Origin of the sequence: Pseudooctadecabacter jejudonensis (assembly GCF_900172275.1) — a bacterium.
Lineage (GTDB): Bacteria > Pseudomonadota > Alphaproteobacteria > Rhodobacterales > Rhodobacteraceae > Octadecabacter > Octadecabacter jejudonensis.
In genome coordinates, this window is the sequence record NZ_FWFT01000002.1 from 170,999 (window position 1) to 190,963 (window position 19,965).

General features: G+C 57.3%; 13 protein-coding genes. 2 read left to right on the forward strand and 11 right to left on the reverse strand.

The features are described from left to right. Positions 1-129: 129 nt before the first annotated feature. The 8 genes from rpoC to PSJ8397_RS17410 form a co-directional block, all read right to left on the reverse strand. On the reverse strand, positions 130-4,383 hold the full coding sequence (gene rpoC, locus PSJ8397_RS05950; RefSeq protein ID WP_085863679.1) for a DNA-directed RNA polymerase subunit beta': 4,254 nt from the start codon (positions 4,381-4,383) through the stop codon (positions 130-132). An 82-nt stretch (positions 4,384-4,465) separates the two neighbouring features. Continuing rightward, complete coding sequence (rpoB, locus tag PSJ8397_RS05955) at positions 4,466-8,605, reverse strand: DNA-directed RNA polymerase subunit beta (RefSeq protein WP_085863680.1); 4,140 nt, start codon at positions 8,603-8,605, stop codon at positions 4,466-4,468. Positions 8,606-9,067: 462 nt separating this feature from the next. Then, positions 9,068-10,957: an SLC13 family permease gene (locus tag PSJ8397_RS05960; protein WP_085863681.1), complete on the reverse strand. Its 1,890-nt coding sequence runs from the start codon at positions 10,955-10,957 to the stop codon at positions 9,068-9,070. Positions 10,958-11,113: 156 nt separating this feature from the next. Beyond that, the gene (locus tag PSJ8397_RS05965; protein WP_085863682.1) at positions 11,114-11,707 is read right to left on the reverse strand and encodes a hypothetical protein; all 594 of its coding nucleotides are present in this window, start codon (positions 11,705-11,707) and stop codon (positions 11,114-11,116) included. 220 nt (positions 11,708-11,927) lie between these two features. Further along, on the reverse strand, positions 11,928-12,305 hold the full coding sequence (gene rplL, locus PSJ8397_RS05970; protein ID WP_085863683.1) for a 50S ribosomal protein L7/L12: 378 nt from the start codon (positions 12,303-12,305) through the stop codon (positions 11,928-11,930). A gap of 68 nt (positions 12,306-12,373) precedes the next feature. Continuing rightward, a complete protein-coding gene (gene rplJ / locus PSJ8397_RS05975) occupies positions 12,374-12,886 on the reverse strand; it encodes a 50S ribosomal protein L10 (protein WP_085863684.1) in 513 nt (170 codons plus the stop codon). 310 nt (positions 12,887-13,196) lie between these two features. Continuing rightward, the gene (locus PSJ8397_RS05980) at positions 13,197-14,450 is read right to left on the reverse strand and encodes a diguanylate cyclase domain-containing protein (protein ID WP_159453096.1); all 1,254 of its coding nucleotides are present in this window, start codon (positions 14,448-14,450) and stop codon (positions 13,197-13,199) included. Positions 14,451-14,607: 157 nt separating this feature from the next. Further along, entirely contained in the window at positions 14,608-15,936 is a 1,329-nt protein-coding gene (locus PSJ8397_RS17410) for an adenylyltransferase/cytidyltransferase family protein (RefSeq protein ID WP_085863686.1), read from the reverse strand. A gap of 166 nt (positions 15,937-16,102) precedes the next feature. On the opposite strand from PSJ8397_RS17410, the gene PSJ8397_RS05990 reads away from it, so the two are divergent. Further along, positions 16,103-17,038 (forward strand): MBL fold metallo-hydrolase, encoded by a 936-nt coding sequence (locus PSJ8397_RS05990; RefSeq protein WP_407691738.1) that lies wholly within the window; start codon positions 16,103-16,105, stop codon positions 17,036-17,038. A gap of 116 nt (positions 17,039-17,154) precedes the next feature. Further along, positions 17,155-18,096, forward strand: coding sequence for a sensor domain-containing protein (locus tag PSJ8397_RS17385; RefSeq protein WP_306372137.1), 942 nt, complete (start codon positions 17,155-17,157; stop codon positions 18,094-18,096). 96 nt (positions 18,097-18,192) lie between these two features. On the opposite strand, the gene PSJ8397_RS06000 is transcribed toward PSJ8397_RS17385, so the two are convergent. The 3 genes from PSJ8397_RS06000 to rplK all read right to left on the reverse strand — a co-directional run bounded on the left by PSJ8397_RS06000 (position 18,193) and on the right by rplK (position 19,774). Further along, positions 18,193-18,471, reverse strand: coding sequence for a helix-turn-helix domain-containing protein (locus PSJ8397_RS06000; RefSeq protein ID WP_085863688.1), 279 nt, complete (start codon positions 18,469-18,471; stop codon positions 18,193-18,195). A 174-nt stretch (positions 18,472-18,645) separates the two neighbouring features. Continuing rightward, positions 18,646-19,347 carry a 50S ribosomal protein L1 gene (rplA, locus tag PSJ8397_RS06005; RefSeq protein WP_085863689.1) on the reverse strand — a complete coding sequence of 234 codons (702 nt, stop codon included), beginning with the start codon at positions 19,345-19,347 and terminating at the stop codon, positions 18,646-18,648. 1 nt (position 19,348) lies between these two features. Beyond that, positions 19,349-19,774, reverse strand: coding sequence for a 50S ribosomal protein L11 (rplK, locus tag PSJ8397_RS06010; protein ID WP_085863690.1), 426 nt, complete (start codon positions 19,772-19,774; stop codon positions 19,349-19,351). Positions 19,775-19,965: the final 191 nt, after the last annotated feature.

Genomic DNA, 19,965 nt, shown 5'->3' on the forward strand with positions numbered 1-19,965 from the left:
CGCAGCCGAGGGGGCAGCGCCCCCTTCCCCGCCGCGAAGCGGCGCGGGTCGGATGGGCAAAGCCCATTCGAAACAAAAGGGCCGCCGGCTTTCACCAACGGCCCTTTTTATGTCACTGAAACGGACGACTTACTCGTCGCGGCTCTCTTCTGTGTCTGCGATGATCGTGTCAAAGGCGTCACCACCGATGACATCATCCGCCACAGGCTCTGGCGCGGCCAGACGGGCGGCCTCTTCGGCCTCTTCACGGCGGGCCTGAATGACAACGTTGTCACGATCAGACGCAATCTTGGTGACACGCTGTGTCGCACCACCTGTCCCTGCCGGGATCAGACGGCCCACAATGACGTTCTCTTTCAGGCCAACCAGCTTGTCCCGCTTGCCCTGAACCGAAGCCTCGGTCAGCACGCGCGTTGTTTCCTGGAAGGACGCGGCAGAGATAAACGAACGGGTCTGCAAGGACGCCTTTGTGATCCCGAGCAAGATCGGCTCACCCTGTGCGGGGCGACCGCCACGGGCGATGGCCTTTTCGTTGGCCTCATCAAACTCGACCTTGTCGACGTTTTCACCCTTCAACAGCGTCGTGTCACCGCTGTCAGAAATCTCCCACTTCTGGAGCATCTGACGCACGATCACCTCGATGTGCTTGTCATTGATCTTCACACCCTGCAGGCGATACACGTCCTGCACTTCGTCGATCATGTAGTCCGCAAGTGCTTCGACACCCATGATGGCGAGGATGTCATGGGGGGCTGGGTTGCCATCCATGATGTAATCGCCCTTTTGCACGAAGTCGCCTTCCTGCACGGGGATGTGTTTGCCCTTGGGCACCATGTACTCGACCTTGGTGTCCGGATCATCGGCCGCCTCAATCGCGATGCGGCGCTTGTTCTTGTAGTCCTTGCCAAAGCGCACGTAGCCATCGATTTCGGCGATGATTGCGTGATCCTTTGGACGGCGGGCTTCGAACAATTCGGCCACACGAGGCAGACCACCGGTAATGTCCTTGGTCTTGGCGCCTTCGCGCGGAATACGCGCGACAACGTCACCAGCAGACACTTTTTGCCCGTCTTCGACAGACAGAACGGCGTCCACGGACATCGGGTAGGTCACTGGGTTGCCCGCCTCATTGCGCATAGGCTCCCCGTCGTCACCCACGACCAGGATTTCTGGCTTGAGTTCGTTGCCTTTGGGGACAGAGCGCCAGTCGGTGACGATTTTCTGGGTCATGCCCGTCGCATCGTCAGTGTCTTCGCGCACGGCAATCCCGTTCACGAGGTCCACGTATTTTACCGTACCGGATTTCTCGGCGATGATCGGCAGGGTGTAGGGATCCCATTCAAACATCTTGTCGCCCCGGGCGATCTCTGCGCCGTCCTTGACGAACACCTTCGAGCCGTAGCCAACCTTGTGGTTTGCACGCTCTTCGCCGTTCTCGTCCATGATGGCGAGGACCATATTGCGGCCCATCACGACCTGTTCGCCTGCCTCATTCTCAAGAATGTTGGCATTGCGGAACTCGACCTTGCCGTCAGACGACGCCTCAAGGAAGGACTGCTGGCCACCTTGGGCAACGCCGCCGATGTGGAATGTCCGCATCGTCAGCTGTGTGCCAGGCTCACCGATGGATTGTGCCGCGATGATGCCGACGGCCTCACCGATGTTGACGCGCGTACCACGGGCAAGGTCACGACCGTAACACATGGCGCAAACGCCGTCCTCAGACTCACAGGTCAGCGGGCTGCGGATGCGCATTTTCTGCACGCCCGCGGCCTCAATCGTGTCGGCCATGCGTTCGTCGATCAGATCACCGGCCTTGCACAGCACCTCATCGGTGCCGGGCTTCAGCACATCATCTGCGGACACGCGACCAAGGATGCGTTCGCCCAGGGACGACACGACCTCACCATCGTTCACGGCAGCTTCGGCTGTGATCGCACGTTCGGTGCCACAATCGACTTCGCGGACGATACAATCCTGCGCCACGTCCACAAGACGACGGGTCAGGTAACCGGAGTTCGCGGTTTTCAACGCCGTATCCGACAGACCCTTACGGGCACCGTGGGTGGAGTTGAAGTATTCGAGAACGGTCAAACCTTCTTTAAAGTTCGAGATGATCGGCGTCTCGATGATTTCACCGTTCGGCTTGGCCATCAGGCCGCGCATGCCGCCCAGCTGTTTCATCTGCGTGACCGAGCCACGCGCACCGGAGTGGGCCATCATGTAAACCGAGTTTGGTTCGGCCTCAGACCCGTCTTCGTTGCGCTTGGTGGTCGAGATGGTGGTCATCATCGCCTCGGTCACCTTGTCGTTCGACTTGGACCATGCATCGACAACTTTGTTGTACTTTTCGCCCTGAGTGATCAGGCCGTCCATGTACTGCTGTTCGAAATCCTTCACCTGTTCACGGGTCTCGTTGACCAGCGTCCATTTGGTGTCGGGGATGACCATGTCGTCCTTGCCGAAGGAAATACCGGCGCGGAAGGCTTCGCGGAAGCCCATTGTCATGATCTGGTCACAGAAGATGACGGATTCTTTCTGGCCACAGTAACGATAGACCGTGTCGATGACCTGCTGAACTTCCTTCTTACGCAGAAGACGGTTCACCAGTTCAAACGGGGCCTTGTTGTTCAGCGGCAAAAGCGCGCCCAGACGAACACGGCCCGGCGTGGTTTCAAACCGCTGCATAACCTCGTTGCCTTCGGCATCGATCTGCGGAATGCGCGCCGTGATCTTGGCGTGAAGGTGCACTTCGCCAGCGGCGAGCGCATGCTCGACCTCTTCGATGGTGCCGAAGGTCATGCCTTCGCCCTTCATGCCTTCACGTTCGATGGTCGTGTAGTACAGACCAAGGATCATATCCTGCGATGGCACGATGATCGGCGCGCCGTTGGCGGGCGACAGAACGTTGTTCGTGGACATCATCAGAACGCGGGCTTCGAGCTGAGCCTCAAGGGACAGCGGCACGTGAACAGCCATCTGGTCCCCGTCGAAGTCAGCGTTGAACGCAGAACAGACAAGCGGGTGCAGCTGAATAGCTTTACCTTCGATCAGCACGGGTTCGAACGCCTGAATGCCAAGACGGTGCAACGTGGGCGCACGGTTCAGCATGACCGGGTGCTCGCGGATGACCTCATCCAGGATATCCCAAACCTCGGGACGTTCTTTTTCGACCAGTTTCTTGGCTTGCTTCACGGTGGAAGACAGGCCTTTGGCTTCGAGGCGCGAGTAGATGAACGGCTTGAACAGTTCCAACGCCATCTTCTTGGGCAGACCACATTGGTGCAGCTTCAGCTCTGGACCGGTCACGATGACCGAACGGCCAGAGAAGTCGACGCGTTTGCCCAAAAGGTTTTGACGGAAACGACCCTGTTTGCCTTTCAGCATGTCGGACAGCGATTTCAGCGGACGCTTGTTGGCACCCGTGATCACGCGGCCACGGCGGCCGTTGTCGAACAAGGCATCGACGGATTCCTGCAGCATCCGCTTTTCGTTGCGGACGATGATGTCAGGTGCGCGCAGTTCAATCAGACGCTTGAGACGGTTGTTCCGGTTGATCACACGACGGTAGAGGTCGTTGAGGTCGGACGTCGCGAAACGGCCACCATCCAGCGGCACCAGCGGGCGCAGCTCTGGCGGGATCACGGGCACGACCGTCAAGATCATCCATTCGGGGCGGTTGCCAGATTCCAAGAAGCTTTCGACGATCTTCAGACGCTTGATGATCTTCTTGGGCTTGAGTTCACCCGTCGCGACTTTGAGTTCTTCGCGCAGGTGTTCTGCCTCTGCCTCAAGGTCAATCTGGGAGAGCATCTCACGGATGGCTTCGGCGCCGATGTTGGCGGTGAAGGCGTCCATGCCGTAGGCGTCTTGTGCGTCGAGGTATTCTTCCTCGGTCATCAGGGCACCATAGGTCAGGTCCGTCAGGCCGGGTTCGATCACCACGTAGTTTTCGAAATAGAGGATGCGTTCCAGATCGCGCAGCGTCATGTCCAGCATCAGACCGATACGGGATGGCAGGGATTTCAGGAACCAGATGTGTGCCACGGGGGCGGCCAGTTCGATGTGGCCCATGCGTTCGCGACGCACCTTTTGCAACGTCACTTCCACGCCGCATTTCTCGCAGACAACGCCGCGATATTTCATACGCTTATATTTGCCGCACAGACATTCGTAATCCTTGATCGGCCCAAAGATACGGGCACAGAACAGGCCATCACGTTCGGGCTTGAACGTCCGGTAGTTGATGGTTTCGGGCTTCTTGATCTCACCGAAGGACCAGCTGAGGATCCGTTCGGGGGAGGCCAAGGAGACCTTGATTTCGTCAAACGTTTTCGCCGGTGTGAGCGGGTTAAACGGGTTGTTTGTCAATTCCTGGTTCATATCGATACCTTTTCAGTATGGTGGGAGGGGTGAGGCAGGCTTTCATCGAAAGCCTGCGCCCAAAATTTCGAGGAAATTTTGGTTACTCATCATCCTCCGCATCCAGGAGTTCCATGTTGAGGCCTAGCCCGCGGACTTCTTTCACAAGAACGTTGAACGATTCTGGCACGCCAGCCTCGAAGTTGTCCTCGCCCTTGACGATGCTTTCATAGACCTTCGTCCGGCCTGCCACGTCGTCCGATTTCACCGTCAGCATTTCCTGCAAGGTGTAGGCGGCGCCGTAAGCTTCGAGTGCCCAGACTTCCATCTCACCGAAGCGCTGACCACCGAACTGCGCCTTACCACCCAGCGGCTGCTGCGTGACGAGGGAGTACGGCCCCGTAGAACGGGCGTGGATCTTGTCGTCGACCAAGTGGTGCAGTTTCAGCAGGTATTTGATGCCCACTGTCACAGGCCGTGCGAACTGTTCACCGGTGCGCCCGTCGAACAGGATCGACTGACCGGATTCAGAGAACCCAGCACGTTTGAGCGCATCGTTGACGTCGGCCTCAACTGCGCCGTCAAAGACGGGCGTTGCGATTGGCACACCGCGGGTCACGTTGCCTGCGGCCTCGACCAGTTGGCCTTCGTCCATGCCTTCGATGCCTTCTTCGTAGACATTGTCACCATAGGCGATCTTCATGGCGTCGCGGACAGGTGTCAGATCACCGGACCGGCGGTATTCGCCAAGGGCTTCGTCGATGTGCAGGCCCAGACCGCGTGCGGCCCAACCCATGTGCGTCTCAAGGATCTGACCGACGTTCATACGCGATGGCACGCCGAGCGGGTTCAGAACGAAGTCGACTGGCGTACCGTCTGCGAGGAACGGCATGTCCTCCATCGGGACAACCTTGGAAATGACACCCTTGTTGCCGTGACGACCGGCCATTTTGTCACCGGGCTGCAGCTTACGCTTCACCGCCACAAAGACTTTGACCATTTTCATCACGCCCGGGGGCAGATCGTCGCCGCGGCGCACTTTCTCGACCTTGTCTTCGAACCGTGCGTCGAGCAGTTTTTTCTGCGCTTCGTACTGTTCGTTCAGGGCTTCGACGATTTGTGCGTCGCCTTCTTCCTTCAGCGCTAGCTGCCACCAGTGGCTGCGGGGCATATCGTCCAGCAGGGCCGCGTCGATGGTCGTGCCAGCCTTGATGCCTTTGGGGCCTTTGGCGACGGTTTTGCCTTCGATCATGGTGCGCAAACGGGCGTAGATGTTGCGATCAAGGATCGTCATCTCGTCGTCGCGGTCACGGGCGAGGCGTTCGACCTCTTCCCGTTCGATCTGCAGGGCACGTTCGTCTTTTTCGACACCGTGGCGGTTGAAGACGCGAACCTCAACAACTGTCCCGAAGTCGCCGGGTGGCAGACGCAGGGAGGTGTCGCGAACGTCGGAGGCTTTCTCACCGAAGATGGCGCGAAGGAGTTTCTCCTCTGGCGTCATCGGGCTTTCGCCTTTTGGCGTGATCTTACCGACCAGGATATCCGCAGGGCCAACCTCTGCACCGATATAGACGATGCCCGCTTCGTCAAGGTTGCGCAGAGCTTCCTCACCGACGTTGGGGATGTCGCGGGTGATTTCCTCTGGCCCAAGCTTGGTGTCACGGGCGGCGACTTCGAATTCCTCAATGTGGATAGAGGTGAAGACGTCGTCGCGCACGATACGCTCGGAGATCAGAATGGAATCTTCGTAGTTGTAGCCGTTCCACGGCATAAACGCGACGACGACGTTCTTGCCGAGCGCCAGTTCACCGATATCCGTGGAGGGGCCGTCTGCGATGACCTCACCTTTGCCGACTGTGTCGCCCACCTTCACCAGCGGACGCTGGTTGATGCAGGTGTTCTGGTTGGAGCGCTGGAACTTGCGCATACGGTAGATGTCAACGCCGGGGTCGCCGACCTCAAGGTCGGACGTGGCGCGCACAACGATACGTGTGGCGTCGACCTGGTCGATGATCCCGCCGCGCTTGGCCATGATCGCCGCACCGGAGTCGCGGGCAACCACTTCTTCGATACCTGTACCAACCAAGGGTGCCTCAGCCTGCAACAAAGGCACAGCCTGACGTTGCATGTTCGAGCCCATCAGGGCGCGGTTCGCGTCGTCGTTCTCAAGGAACGGGATCAGCGAGGCCGCGACGGAGACCAACTGCTTGGGCGAGACGTCGATCAGGTCCACGTTGCCCGTGGGGGCCAGCGTGTATTCACCGTTTTGACGGGTGTTGACCATTTCGTTGGTGAAGACGTTGTTTTCATCCAAGGACGCGTTGGCCTGCGCCACCGTGTGACGCATTTCTTCGGTCGCAGACATGTAGGACACTTCGTCTGTGACCTTGCCGTCGACAACCTTGCGGTATGGCGTTTCGATGAAGCCGTATTTGTTCACGCGGGCAAAGGTCGCCAGCGAGTTGATCAGACCAATGTTTGGCCCTTCCGGCGTTTCAATCGGGCACATGCGGCCATAGTGGGTCGGGTGCACGTCGCGGACCTCAAAGCCGGCACGTTCGCGGGTCAGACCGCCTGGCCCCAGTGCGGACAGACGACGCTTGTGCGTGACTTCCGACAGCGGGTTGGTTTGGTCCATGAACTGCGACAGCTGCGAAGAGCCGAAGAATTCGCGCACGGCAGCGGCAGCAGGTTTCGCGTTGATGAGATCCTGCGGCATGACCGTATCGATTTCAACCGAGGACATACGTTCTTTGATCGCACGTTCCATCCGCAGAAGGCCAACGCGATACTGGTTTTCCATCAGCTCACCCACGGAGCGGACACGACGGTTGCCGAGGTGGTCGATGTCGTCCACATCGCCCTTGCCATCGCGCAATTCAACCAGCGCCTTGATACAGGATACGATATCTTCACGGCGCAGGGTGCGCAGCGTGTCTTCGGCCTCAAGTGCGAGGCGCATGTTCATTTTCACACGGCCCACGGCAGACAGGTCATACCGCTCGGCGTCGAAGAACAAGCTGTCGAACAGGGTCGATGCGGCGTCAACGGTGGGCGGCTCGCCCGGGCGCATCACACGGTAGATGTCCATCAGCGCGGTTTCGCGGGACATGTTTTTGTCCGACGCCATGGTGTTGCGCATGTAGGGGCCGACATTGATGTTATCGATGTCGAGGACAGGAATGGTGGTGACGCCAGCATCCACCAGCTCCTTCAGGGAGCCGCCGATGACTTCGCCATCTTTGTCCATTTCCAACGTCAACTCATCCCCGGCTTCGACGTAGATCGCACCGGTTTCTTCGTTGATGATGTCGAGGGCGGCAAATTTGCCAACGATCTGTTCGTAAGGCACGAGAAGTTCGGTCACTTCGCCTTCGTCGATCAGCTTTTTGACCGCGCGGGGCGTCATTTTCTTGCCCGCTTCACCGATCACTTCACCAGATTTGGCATCGACCAGATCGAACGTCGGGCGGGTGCCGCGCACACGTTCGGGGAAGAACTTGGTTTTCCAGCCCTTCGCCTTCTTGTCGTAGGTGTAATCGACAGTGTCATAATAGGCGTTCATGATCGCTTCTTGATCGAGGCCCAGCGCGTACAGCAGTGTTGTCACTGGCAGCTTACGGCGACGGTCGATGCGCGCGAACACAAGGTCTTTGGCGTCGAATTCAAAGTCGAGCCACGACCCGCGATACGGAATGATCCGGCAGGCGAACAGCAGCTTGCCCGAGCTGTGCGTTTTGCCTTTGTCGTGGTCAAAGAACACACCAGGAGAGCGGTGCATCTGGGACACGATCACGCGTTCCGTTCCGTTCACAACAAAGGTGCCGTTCGGTGTCATCAGGGGCATATCGCCCATGAACACGTCTTGTTCCTTGATGTCCTTCACGGACTTCGCGCCCGTGTCTTCGTCGACATCAAACACGATCAGACGGAGGGTGACCTTTAGCGGCGCGGAATAGGTCATGTCGCGCTGCTGACATTCCTCAACGTCGTACTTTGGCTTTTCAAGCTCGTACTTCACGAATTCCAGAATGGAGGTTTCGTTGAAATCCTTGATCGGGAAGACCGACTGGAACACACCCTTGATCCCTTCGCCGTCCAGCGGCGTGTCGCTGTCGCCGGAGCGCAGGAACAGATCATAGGAGGATTTCTGAACCTCAATGAGGTTCGGCATATCAAGCACTTCGTTGATTTTGCCATAATATTTACGGAGACGTTTCTGACCGAGGAACGTTTGCGCCATGTGTCTGAAAACCTTTCAAATTTTCTCAACGGTGCAGGGCAGTTGGGCGACTGACCTGCGGCCATACGAGACAGCAAAAAGGGGGTCCATTCTCGCCGCGCGACCCAAAGCGCGGCCCTCGACCCCAAATCTACCTTGGAAAACACCCCGCAGGGCCCTTACCAAGACAGAGCGCAATATTTTGCCTTCCCCTTGAAAACGTTAAGTTTTTCGAAGGGTGTGTCGGCTCCATATTGCAAGACAGAAAAGGCGGCCCCGAATCAATCGAAGCCGCATCTCGCGGTTATTTAGGATGTCTAAAGATATTTGGCAAGGGGGCGCGCCCCTCCACTTGGTTGGGTCATAGTTTGCCCCCAGTCCCATCCTTGGGTCAAGGGCTAACCACAAAACAGGGCGTATGGTTCCCGTATGGTTTGCGTATGGCACAGGTATGGCTGATGTCTGGCAAATGCGCCCTGACCATCAGAAGAAAATGGACAATCCCACCAGAGAGACCACCAAAAACAGGATCGTCATGATCCCGCCGGATCGCACAAAATCCACCACGCGGTAGCCGGCAGGCCCCATGATCAGCGCGTTGACCTGATGGGTGGGGATCAGAAAGGAATTCGAGGTTGAGATCGCAACCGTCAGCGCAAAAATCGCCGGATCGCCGCCCGCCTCGAACGCGATGGAGACGGCAAGCGGAACCAAAAGGACAGTGGCGCCCACATTCGACATCACCAGCGTGAACGCCGTGGCAAGAACCGCAAGACCAGCCTGCAGCGCCCAAAGCGGCCAGCCGTCCAGCAACGTCAGGATTTGTCCGGCAATCCATGCCGCCGTGCCAGTGTTCTGCACCGCCTGCCCCAGCGGGATGAGGGACGCGAGAAGGAAAACGGTGCTCCAACTCACGGCGTCATAAGCCTCATCAATGCTGAGAACGCGCGACAGGATCATGCCCAGCGCGCCTGCCAGCAGACACAGGGACAACAACAGATCGGTGAACAGGATCAGGCCCAACGTCATCGCAAAAAACCCAAGGGCCCAGTTCACCTTGTTGGGGCGCAACTCCTCTTGCGGGAAATCGGAGGTCACGACGACATAATCGCGGTCTTGTTTCAGGCGGGTGAGCTTTTCCCAGCGCACGTGTACGACCAACGTATCGCCCGCCTGTAGGGGCACCGCGCCGATATGGGTGGCGACGTGGTCTTCGGTTTCCACATGGCTGAGCGTGTCCTCCCCGCGGTGGATCGCCAAAATCGACAGCCCGTGTTTGGACCGCAGACGCAGATCAATCGGGCTTTGGCCGATGACAGAGGACCCAGGTGGGATCACCACCTCCGCCACGCCGGATTCCGTGGCCGCGAAATCATCGGCAAAGATATCGAGGGCTGGCAGAATTTTGACGTTGTAGGGTGTGCAAAATTCATCCTCCAACGCGCGGCGCAGGCCCAGAACAGCCAAACGGCACGGGGCCTCAATCACGGTGTCGGCCATGGGCGCGATGACCTTGTGACCCTTGTAGGATGTGCCGAGGATGTAAAGGTGGTGCGCCACCATGACGTCGGACAGGGTTTGGCCGATGAGAATGGACCCCTCCGGCACGCTGAGTTCAAACATATCCGCGCGCAGGCCGTAGGTGTTTTCGATGTAGTCCTGCATGGACCGCGCGGCACCGGCGTCCTCCCCCCTACCCCGCTGGCCGGGCAGGATCCAGCGGCCCAGCAACACGAAATACAGGACCCCCGTCAGCACCAACATGATGCCGATGGGGGTCACCGAAAACAGCCCAAAGGGTTCCATTTGTTGGCCCGCAGGCAACATGTCATTGGCCGTCGCCAACAGATCATTCAGAAGGATCAGGGGCGATGAGCCGACCATTGTGATCGTGCCGCCAAGAATGGCGCAAAAGCCCATGGGCATGGCAAGGCGCGACATGGGAATTTCGGTGCGCGCTGAAATGCGGCTGATCACGGGCAAAAACAGCGCCGCGGCGCCGACGTTTTGCATAAAGGATGAGATGACGCCGACGGTGCCGGACACGATGGGGATGATGCGCCCTTCGGTCGTGCCCCCGCGTTTGAGGATCAGCGCCGCGACTTTGGACATCAGACCGGTCTTGTCGAGGCCCGCGCCCACGATCATCACGGCGATGATCGAGATGACCGCGTTGGACGAAAAGCCAGCAAACAAATCGGCCCCATCAGACAGATTGCCCAAGCCCGGCACGGTGCTGAGGATCCCCAGAAGGGCCATCACCAGAAGAGCGGCAAGATCAATGCGGATGATTTCAGAGACAAACAGAAAAACGGTGAACGCCAGCAGCCCAAGGACAACCATCATTTCGAGTGTGAGAACTGAACCGTCCATGTTTCCTCCATCCCGGGATGTTTAGCGCCATATGGGACGAGCGCATAGGTCCAGTTTAAAGGTGGGGGATGGGCCAGGGGAGTGAGGATTGATGTGGCGATGGCGACGCGCACCAATGACGGCTTTCAGAGTAAATCGGAGAGCTTCAGAACCCGCCTAAGAAAAATCTGTGCTGCCGTCAGGAAGAATAACATATGAGAAAATCACTTCAGAAACGCTGTCGCCATGGGACTCACCTTTTACATCGTGAATATGAATACACGCGAAGTTACCCAACACGTTTTGAAGGCAAACGATTTGGTTTTCCTTTGGTGTCACGACACGGTTAGAGAAGTCAAAAACCGTGACGTCTTTGATATCAGAAATTTGGCCGGCCCCCGTTGCCAAAGCAATGCGTGAAACATTCGCGGGATCGGAATACAAATGAATAGCCTCTCCCGAAGCATTTGAAAATTTCAAAGTGAGTTCCGCTTCATCTTTTCCAATAAGAAATTGGCCGTTGTTTGCCTTGTATCCAAATGTGGTGCGGCCGCAGAGGCGATTGTTGACGTTTGAAGCCTGAAACGGCCAATAAATAGCGGTAAGAGTCGTTAACCCTCCAACAAAGACGACCAGTGGCTCTAAAGGGAACGACCAGTCAAGAATTTCCACGATCCACCAAGCAAAAGACAAAACAAGAAACAGAATGGCGAGCCAAAAAAGTGCCGTTTTTTGACGACGCTGAAATCGGTAGAGAGTATTGTGCATCATGCCGTAGAAATAGGATGGGTTCCATCACAATAGAAGGCCTCGAAAACAATTGCCTTTGCGCTGAACAGGACTGCGAAAGCAGTTTGAGCAGAAGACCTCTGCCAAAACAAGGTCGGGCATCGAATTCCGAAATGCAGCAAAGCCTGAAATGTTATCCCCAAACAAAAACGACGGCCCCTTTCGGGACCGCCGTCTTTGATCTTCCAAAGAAGAGCGTGGCTTAGGCCAGCTCGACCTCGGCGCCAGCTGCTTCCAGCTTGCCTTTGATGTCTTCGGCTTCTGCCTTGTCGACACCTTCTTTGATCTTGCCGCCAGCTTCGACGAGGTCTTTGGCTTCTTTGAGGCCCAGACCCGTGATGCCGCGAACTTCCTTGATCACGTTGATCTTGGATGCGCCAGCGTTCTTGAGAACGACGTCAAATTCTGTCTTCTCTTCTGCTGCACCGCCAGCGTCGCCGCCAGCAGGACCAGCCATCATCACAGCGCCGCCAGCTGCGGGCTCGATGTCGTACTCATCCTTGAGGATGGTTTTCAGTTCTTGTGCTTCGAGAAGTGTCAGGTTGACGATCTCTTCGGCAAGTTTCTTCAGATCAGCCATTGTGCTTTTCCATTTCTAAATTTGTGTTCCAACGTGAGGGGTCTTCCCTACGATGGCAGTCAGATTGCTTACGCAGCCTTCTCTTCGATGGTCGAGAGAATGCTTGCGACGTTCGAAGCAGGCGCGCCAATGGCACCAGCGATGTTGGCAGCAGGTGCACCGATGCAACCAACGATGGAGGCGATAAGCTCCTCGCGGGATGGCATTTCGGACACGGCTTTCACACCGGCAGGGTCCAGAGCGTTCTCACCCATGGCACCGCCGAGGATCACGAGCTTGTCGTTTTCCTTGGCGTATGTCTGAACAACCTTGGCCGCAGCCACAGGATCTTCAGAATAGGAGAGGACGGTCATGCCCGTCAGGTAATCCGCGATGCTTTCGCATGGTTTACCGTCGAGGGCGATTTTGGCGAGCTTGTTCTTGGCGACGCGCACAGAACCGCCAGCGTCGCGCATGCGACCCCGCAGATCCTGCATTTCAGCAACTGTCATGCCTTCGTAGTGGGCAACCACAACGACGCCAGAGCTTTCGAAGATTTGGCCGAGCTCTTCGACCAATTTTTCTTTCTGGGCTCTATCCACAGTTTCACTCCAAGTTTGGGGGTTGGATGGTCCGCGCCCCGGCTCAATTCTGCCAAAGCCCCAAGGGGCCCGACGTTGTTGTCCATATTTAACGGGGGTTGAGCCGAACAAGGATGGAGCCCATGGAGAGCACCAGTCAAATTCGTTTCTTTCCCGCCTCGGGCAGGATTTATGAAGCAAGGCTTCACCCACCGTCTCGGACGATAGAACGCACCGCGAATCGCAGCCCGTTCATGGGTCGGTATTTAGTCGGCAATGGGACGTTTGTGAAGGGGGCTGCTGCGGCACGGCCCGCATTGGGGCGACCGGCTTACGCCGCCACGTCCCCAAGGGGCGGTTCATAGACGAAATCGCCGATGCACAATCGGCCACGGCCTGCATTTTTGGCCAGATACAACGCATGATCTGCGGCCGCGATCAATTCATCGGATGTCTTGGCACTTGGCCCCGCCAGCGCGGCACCGATGGTTGCGCCTAAGGTCAGGTCAATGCCGTCATACTGCACGCCACGCGAAATCTCTGCGATCATGGCTTGGCCCATCGCCTCAAGTTGTTCGTTGACGTCTTCCCAGTGTTTAAAAGGTGCGACCACAACAAATTCGTCGCCGCCCATCCGCGCGACCAGATCCTGCGGGCGGACCAGTTCCGCCATTCGTCTGGAGGCCTCTTGCAGAACATAATCGCCCGCAGGATGGCCATAGGTGTCATTGATGGCCTTGAAGTGATCCAGATCAATCTGGATGACGGCAACAGGGGCCCCGCTGTCCAGCCAGCCGTCCAAAGCCTGTTCCAGAACCGAGAACAACTGGGCCCGGTTGGCCAGCCCCGTAAGCGTGTCGTGAAAGGCAGCGTGATGGAGATCTTCGGCGATCGCCTCAATCCGTTGGGTTTTGGCCGTGATCTCTTCGTGGGAGCGTTCCATCTCTGCCAAGGTTCGGCGGACGCTGTATTGGGCCGGCAGAAAAATCAGGAGTCCTTCGAGGATGAGGATGGTACACGCGATGGCCAACATGATGTGGGATTGATTGGTCAGCGCATCGGTACGTCCGCGGGCGTCTGTTTCCCAAAGATTGACCGCACGGTCGAGGCTGGCCAGAAGCGGAACGCTGGCTTGCTGCAGAACAGGCAGTAGACGGGCACCGTCCGGTTCTGTCAAAACGCGCCGCGTCAGGTCGATATAGGCCCGCGACATCTGATCCAGATCACCTTCGGACACATAATGCGCCCGTGTGATATCAGACATATGGGGGCGATTGACCAGCCAGTCGTTTGAGGTGGAAAACGTCCAAAGCGCCTGTTCCAGTGCCGCGTCGGACGCCGGGGTACGCTCCTCTTCCGGTGTGAGGGCAAGCAGCAAAATCCGCTGGCTCAGCATCCGTTGTTTTCCCGCGACATTGATGATTGTTGCGTCTTGTGCTGCCGCCTCAACCGCGCGCATCTGGGCCAGATGTGACCCCGCGATGAAGACCCCGACGAACAGCATGGCAAGCAAATACCGGCGCCATAACGTACGCGGATTGCCAACAAGCAGATTAAAGATGCGAACGAAGGTCACGATGAACACGTCGCTTTCAGGGAAACACAGATGCCCCAACCTGCTAATGCGTCAAAGTTAACAGATTGTCGCCCCGATCGGGAAACGCCCCAATTTAACGCATGGCATTTTAATCAAACCAGACAGAGCGGTCCCCAAAAAGTACCGCTTTCAGTCTTGGAAAACGTTATGTTTTGGCCGCCTTAGCCTCGCCTGCGGATTTCACGCGCTGGCGCAAATCGGTGGTCGAGATGTTCTCGGTGCGCGGCAGATAGGTCACGTCACACAGGTCTTTCAGGTCATCAAACTTGCCGGTCCAATCATCGCCCATGGCGAACAAATCGGCCTTGTGTTCGATCACATCGCTGCGTTTTTGGTCCCATGTCTCTTCGGGGATGACCAGATCAACGAAACTGCACGCCTCAAGCACCTCTTTGCGATCCTCATACGAGCAGACAGCTTTTTTGTCCTTTAGCGCGTTGAATTCATCAGTGGACAGCCCGACCACCAGTCTTTCACCCAGCTTTGCCAGACGTTCCAGAAGACGCACGTGGCCCGCGTGAAACAGATCAAAGGTGCCGTAGGTGATCACCGTGCGCGGTCCGGGATGGGCTTCGCGACACGTCCGCAAATAATCCTCAAACACCACATCCTGTTTGCCCATTTGATAGGTGTAGTAAGGATCCGGCACCTTCCATCCGGGCCCGTAATTGACCGCGAGGATCGGGTCAGGATTGGCGGGGCCCATCAGATCAAACGGGCCGGTCGGCTTCAGTGGCAACAGATCGGATTTGTGCACCGCTGCGGCACTGTAGGGATAAACCGACACCATGTCGTTGTCGTCGATCCATGCGGGAAACAGATCAAACTGCACGCCGGTCTTGGTGATCAGTTTCAGGATGCCGCGGTCGTCGTTCGTCATCCCGTCCAGCAAACCGCGCGCCTTGAGGCTGCGGGCTACGAATTTCCATTCCCGTGCCGCACGTACCGGATCATTCGCCTTCAGCAGAACGCCCAGATCAATGTCGTCATCGTGGGGCAGGAAACTACCATCTCGCACCATGCCCAATAGGGTGCCGGAATTGATAAAGGCCTCAAACCCGTCCTCGTTGAGCATCTGAAGGGCGGCATCAACATCCGCCGCGATTTCAGAGGCATCAAGGTTGGCAAACGTGTTTTCGTGATAGCCGTGCGGGGTCAAAGCCACCGGGTGCAAATAGGATTTGAACAGGTCAACAAACGCGTCAAACTCCGGCATTCGGTCCTGACGTTTGCAGACGTTGCGATACCGCGCCATGGTGCCCATCGCTTTTCCGGGCCGCAAACGGCCGATGGCGCAAATGCCTAAAAAGCTTTGCATGTATAGCTTGGACTTTTTGTCGACGTCCTGGTCCATCAACCACAGGATTTTCTGCCGTGGACGGATGGTGTTTTGACCTGTTTTCAGGATCGTCATGACCTCATCCCAAAGGGCGTGAAGTTCGGCGTCTGTCTGGTTTTTGTGTTCGCTGCTCATGGGCTGGAGGGTTACCGAAATTGGCCCGTCTGACAAAGCGGTTTGTTGCCGCTTGGGAAACAATCTTTGAAACGCGGCTTTGCCGAACACAGTATTGTCATGGTGGCGCTGATTTGGCGCGATCCGTCTTCGACCTAATTGATGTTGGGTAGATCACAGGAGACATATGATGAAATTACCACATTTTACACGTCGATCCGCTTTGTTTGCAGGGGCCGCCGTGCCCTTTGCCGTGGCCCAGTTGCCAAACACCGCAGGCGCAGAGGGCCATGCCGCCGACCCGCAAAACGCCATTCAGAACACGTTTGAGATGGGCGACATGGCGGTCTCTACATTGCTTGCGGGTTCCCGCGCAGTCGACAACCCGCAAGGTATTTTCGGCATGAACGTGTCCGAAGAGGAATTCGCCGCCGTGAGTGCGGCAAATTTCCTGCCAACGGATCAATCCCAGTTCTACTTTACGCCGACGGTGGTGCAAACAGGCACTGAAACCGTGCTGTTTGATGCGGGCCCATCGGCGGCAGGCACCACTGCCGCCCTCGCCCAAGCCGGGCTGGCGCCGGACGATATCGACGTCGTCGTCCTGACCCACATGCATGGGGACCACATCGGCGGTTTGACCAATGACGCGGGCGATGTCACCTTTTCCAACGCCCGTTACGTGACTGGACAGGCCGAGTTTGACCATTGGGCGGGGCTGGGCAACGACGGGTTTGAGGCCAAGGTCCGCCCCCTTGCAGAGAAAATGACATTCATCGCGGATGGGGGCGACGTGGCCTCTGGCGTCACCGCGATGGCGGCGTTCGGCCATACGCCGGGCCATATGGTCTATATGCTTGAGAGTGGCGGAAAGCAGGTGCTTTTGATGGCGGATTTGGCCAACCACTACGTCTGGTCATTGGCCTACCCTGAATGGGAGGTTCGGTTCGATGCCGATAAAGCCGCCGCTGCCGCAGCCCGCAAAACGGTGCTGGGCATGGTCGCCGCTGAAAAAATGCCCCTGATCGGGTATCACATGCCCTTCCCCGGTGTGGGTTATGTGGAAGAGGTCGACGCAGGCCGGTTTCGGTATGTGCCTGTCAGTTATCAACTGAGCCTTTGACATGATCTTTGTGGCGGCATGCGCCTTCTGTGTCGCCGCCACGCCCCCCAAAATTAAACGTAGAATTAAGATTTCCGCCCGTACTATACCGCGAAGTTTGGTGTGAGGAAAATCGTGTGCGTGATTTAGAGGACTTCGCTGGGATAGCATCGGATTGGTTTTGGGAAACGGATGCAGACCATCGTTTCACTTATTTTTCTGCGCGAATGCAGGAGGTCACAAAGATTCGGCCGGAGGATGTGCTGGGCAAACGCAGAGACGAACAACTCGCCGTTTGTCCGGATAACGCAAGTTTCGAAGCGCACCTTGAAGACTTGTACAATCATCGCCCGTTCCGAAACCTTGAATATAAAATCAAGCGTCAGTTGAGCGACGGGTATCTATGGCTCCGCGTGTCTGGCAATCCGGTGTTCGATCCTGAGGGACGATTTAAAGGATATCGGGGCACGGGCCACGACATCACACTCGAAAAGGAAGCGTTGGAACGGCTAGAGACCGCGAACGCAGCCCTGTCGGCCAAGAACCAAGAGTTAGAGGTCCTTCGGCGTGAACTCGAACTGGCGGCATTTGAGGATCCGTTGACGGGCCTGCCCAACAGGCGCGCCTTTGACGGGGAGATTGACGAAGCGTTGCATGGGGACCGCAGTGGCGTCGGCCTCCTTCTTCTCGATCTGGATCGGTTCAAGTGGGTCAACGACACATTGGGACATCCCGCAGGGGATATGGTTCTCGTCAAGACTGCGGAACGGTTGGTCAACCGATGCGATACAAAGGCAAAGGCGTTCCGCCTTGGCGGGGATGAGTTTGCAATCATCGTCCCCCGCTGTCCAAGCCTAGAGGACGCTGTGGATCTGGGACGCGCGATCATCAAAGACGCGCGTCAGCCCATGTCGTTTAGCAGTGTGGATTTCGAAATCGGTGCCAGCGTTGGCTGCGCTGTGACACACGGCCTTCCATCCAGCCCAAGCCGTTTGTTCAAACAAGCCGATGTCGCTCTCTATGACGCCAAGAACGGCGGCCGAAACCGCGTTATGCCGGTTGCGAAAAACGTGGCTTGACGGCGCCGCACCTCTGCGGCTGTGCAGGGATCGGGACAATTTGGGGCCACGCGAACCGCTGTTCCGTCAACGCCGCATCAACAACAACATAGGATGTCAGCCGCAACACCCGCTGGTGCAGGACGTGGGCGAAACAGGGCCAAGATCGCTTGCGTCGAGATCAAGGTCGCCCGTCAAAATCGGGGCGGGAATGTTCAACGCCTCCGCGAGACGGAAAAGCGTATTTTCCGGCACAACGCCGCCGCCCTTTGTCCGCTCAAGGATGGTCAGTTCACGCTCCGACACGCCGGTCATTTTCGCAAGTTTGGAACGCCCCATCTTACGAGCGGTCCGGATCGTTTTCAGCCGACATGTTTCGATTTTGTAATGCGACATTGAGGTGGCTTTCAGAAAAACACGGATGCCTGTCCTTACAAAATCTGGCGGCTGCTGGAAAGGACGCGTCTTTCGATGTCTGCACGCTTTCACTGCGGGATCGTACAAACCAAAAAGCGCGCCCCGCTTGGGGGCGCGCTTTGTAAAATTTCAATCAACGTGGGGCCGATGGCCTTAGTCGTTGCCCGTCGCGCTGTCGACGCTGATCGTGACGCCTGGGCCCATGGTAGAGGTCAGCGAGACCTTTTTCATGTATGTGCCTTTTGCGCCAGCGGGCTTTGCTTTCTGAACGGCATCTACGAAGGACAGCACGTTTTCTTCCAGCTTTTTGGCATCGAAGGACGCTTTGCCGACACCTGCGTGGACAACACCGGCCTTCTCAACTTTGAACTGAACTTCGCCGCCTTTGGCCGCTTCAACGGCGTCTTTGACGTCCATCGTCACAGTGCCAACCTTGGGGTTCGGCATCAGGTTGCGGGGGCCAAGCACCTTGCCCAGACGGCCAACGATCGGCATCATATCGGGCGTCGCGATGCAACGGTCGAATTCGATTTTACCGCTTTGCACGGTTTCCATCAGATCCTCTGCGCCAACGATGTCAGCACCAGCGGCCTTGGCCTCATCGGCTTTGTCGCCACGGGCGAAGACAGCAACGCGCATGGTTTTGCCTGTGCCATTTGGCAGGGCCACCTTGCCGCGGACCATTTGGTCTGCGTGGCGGGGATCAACACCCAGCACAACGGCGATTTCGATGGTTTCGTCGAACTTGGCTTTGGCGTTGCCTTTGACCAGTTCAACGGCTTCGGTGACAGAGACGTTCTCTTTGCCAGCGAAAGCTTCACGCGCGGCGCGTGTACGTTTTCCGAGCTTTGCCATCTTACTTCACCTCGATGCCCATAGACCGGGCGGAGCCCAGGATGATCTTCATTGCGCCTTCGACGGACGTCGCGTTGAGGTCCTTCATCTTGGCTTCGGCAATTTCACGCACCTGCTTGGTGGACACAGTGCCGACAACCTGACGGGACGGCGTGTTGGCGCCGGATTTCACCTTGGCGGCCTTCTTCAGGTAGTAAGACGCAGGGGGCGTCTTGATATCCATAGAGAAGGATTTGTCCTGGTAGTAGGTGATCACGGTTGGGCACGGCGCGCCGGGCTCCATCTCTTGCGTCTTGGCGTTGAACGCTTTGCAGAATTCCATGATGTTGATGCCGCGCTGACCCAGAGCGGGGCCGACGGGCGGGGATGGGTTGGCTTGACCTGCAGGAACCTGCAGCTTCATTGTGCCAGCGACTTTTTTAGCCATTGGTCGTTTCCTTTTCTCAGCGCCTTGGGATGCGTCCCAAGGTCAGGGTGCTTCGTGGTCCGGTGCCCGCACGCATGCGCGCCGCCTCCCACGGATGGAGTCCCGTTACCGGGATTGGGGGCGTTTAGCCCCGTGACGCCCCGTTTGCAAGAGGCAGCATCGCTAACGTCAATTTAACCTCAGTCGTTGAA